This window comes from Nostoc sp. (genome assembly GCF_036917515.1).
GTDB lineage: Bacteria > Cyanobacteriota > Cyanobacteriia > Cyanobacteriales > Nostocaceae > Nostoc.
This window is the reverse complement of record NZ_JBALDE010000092.1, coordinates 1-2,511: the sequence shown is the minus strand read 5'-3', so window position 1 is coordinate 2,511 and position 2,511 is coordinate 1. Positions and strand designations below refer to the sequence as shown.

Genomic DNA, 2,511 nt, shown 5'->3' with positions numbered 1-2,511 from the left:
CTTAAGCATCCTCGTTTTTTTCTCTACTACACCTACTTCCTCAGAGTAATATTTTTTCTGGCAAAACTCCAGTTCTCAAGATGGATGAGGTTTAACTAAAGAATATACACCAAATCCCATCACTAAAGAATTAGCTGCCAATCCTACTTTCATTCCCGTTAATAATGGGGATGATTTTCCATACGCAGAATTTTTCGCTACTTCAAGGGTAAATTGAGAATCTTCCTCTAATGTTTCTGATGACTGAGGTTCCCAAATTATTTGTTTGAGTACCCGCAGCACTTCACCCGCAGACTGAAAGCGTTCTTGGTAATTGTAGCGGATCATTTGGCTGAGAACAGCAGCTAGATAATCGTTAACTGGCGTGTTTTGAGAACGCCAAAAAATTTCATTAGTAGAAGGATCGGTTTTTAATTGTAGTGGTTCTAGCCCTGTTAAAGCTTGAATGGCAATCATACCCAAAGCATAAATATCACTGTTGGGCTGTGTTTGACCAATAAATTGCTCTGGCGGTATATATCCCAATGAAGTGACGGGAATTTTATAAATGGGCAATTCTGCACCTATGCCAAAATCGATTGACTGGATTGAGCCAAAGTCAATCATAACTAACTTGTTATCAACAGTACGTCTAATCAAGTTTTCCGGTTTGATGTCGCAATGGATCACACCTTGAGAGTGGACAAATTCTAGAATACCTAAGACATCGATTAGGAATTCTACAACTTCGCTTTCACTCCACAGACAGCCCCATTGTTGATCAATGGGCAATTCCGCAGTCAGCGCATGTCCTTCAATATACTCTTGCACTAAATAAAATCGCTGGTTTTCTTCAAAACAAGCGATAAATTCAGGAATTTGGTCATGACTTCCCAGAAGTTTCAAAGTTTGGGTTTCAGTTAGAAACAGTAACCTCAGCATCTCCAAATAGCCGGATTCGGAACTGCTAACTTTAATCTGCTTAATAACGCATTTGGGATTCTCTGGATAATCTACGTCTACAGCAATGTATGTTTCTCCAAACACCCCTGCACCGAGGCTTTGGACAATTTGGTAACGCCCTTGTAGTAATTTACCGATTATGTGGTAGGTCATGACCTGGTTACTCAGTAAGTCCTTATTATTTAGTTTTTCTGACATTCCCTCCTATTTCCGGAATACTTGAAAAATATATATCTTGAATTTTTGTTACTAAAATCAAAAATGGATTTATTTAAGTATTTTTACTTAAACATTAGAAAGAATGAATAATAAGATTCTTAACATCTTTAAGAATAAAATTGACGCAAAAAATAGCCAAAATCACTATTTTCATCTATTTTTAATTTATGAATTACCACTAATTTATAAAGATTATATAAAGTTTACATAAATTTTATATATTCATCCTTGCTAACTCACAAATTTTTTAAATATTACGTATACTATATGTGCGTAAATACTTTTTAAATCTAATACAAAACCAATAATATCAACAGAATATTAATCCAATAATTAATTTTTCATTACTAGTTAGTAAACGAAAATTTAAGAGTATGGGTTGTTCCTAGTTTGCGCTTGAGGGCTAAAATATTTCAATTTAGTGGGGGTGCAAAAACGCTGATTATTTATCCGCCAGTAGTACAGGAGTCAGAATGAATTCTGACTCCTGACTAGCTGAATTCTGTTTGATAAAGAATAGTTTTGTGAGTTTCAGTTAAACAGGTTCTAATTTCAAGAGATATCCAATGAAAAGGTTTTATCAATTAGCAATTGCGTCTACTATTGTTGGGTTCGGATTAGGAACGCTAAATACAGCCCAAGCAGCAACTTTTACTCAGACTGCATCAGATCGAGGTTGGTGGGCTGCTGAAGATTCACTTAATGGCTCTAATTCTAACGATAATCTCAACTACGTAACTGGAAATATACGCGGAATAGATTCACGTAACTATTTTACATTCGATCTTGGTAATCTAGTAGGAGTTACTTCAGCAACCTTGCAAATTCAACGATTTGAGGGTTCAGGAAATCCAACAGAGACTTTAGATTTTTTTGATGTTTCAACACCTGCTAATGTGTTAAGTCAGAAAAATAATAGCCCCAATAATACTATTTATAATGATTTGGGAAGTGGTAAAAATTATGGAAGTTTTAACGTTACTACTTCTGGCGATCCAAACGAAATCTTGAATTTTGCTCTCAACTCCAACGCCATTGCAGATATTAACGCTAGAAACGGAAATCTTTTCTCAATTGGAGGTGCGCTTCAAGGGGATCTTGTTGAGGAATATCTTTTTTCTGAGAGTGGTGATCAAGCGTTTGCTAAACTTGTGGTCGATACCGATTCAACCCCTGTTCCAGAACCTAGCGACCTTGGCGGGATAATGGTTGTTGGTGTTGGAGGCTGGTGGCTAAAGCGTAAACGAAAAACGTCTCTAATACCAATTCTCTAAAAGCTGGCTACAGATAGTGCCTCTAAAATATATTGCCTTCGGGCAATAGATGCAATAATTGGTTTGGTTAATTTGC

Annotated in this window: 1 protein-coding gene and 1 pseudogene; one reads left to right on the top strand and one right to left on the bottom strand. The window is 36.2% G+C overall.

Annotation, left to right across the window (positions count from 1 at the left end):
• Nucleotides 1-93 precede the first annotated feature (93 nt).
• A pseudogene (locus V7K89_RS10875) lies at nt 94-1,095 on the bottom strand (protein kinase domain-containing protein); the annotation flags it as partial.
• Nucleotides 1,096-1,727: 632 nt separating this feature from the next.
• Here V7K89_RS10875 and V7K89_RS10870 point away from each other — a divergent pair.
• The gene (locus V7K89_RS10870) at nt 1,728-2,435 is read left to right on the top strand and encodes a PEP-CTERM sorting domain-containing protein (protein ID WP_335186979.1); all 708 of its coding nucleotides are present in this window, start codon (nt 1,728-1,730) and stop codon (nt 2,433-2,435) included.
• Nucleotides 2,436-2,511 lie beyond the last annotated feature (76 nt).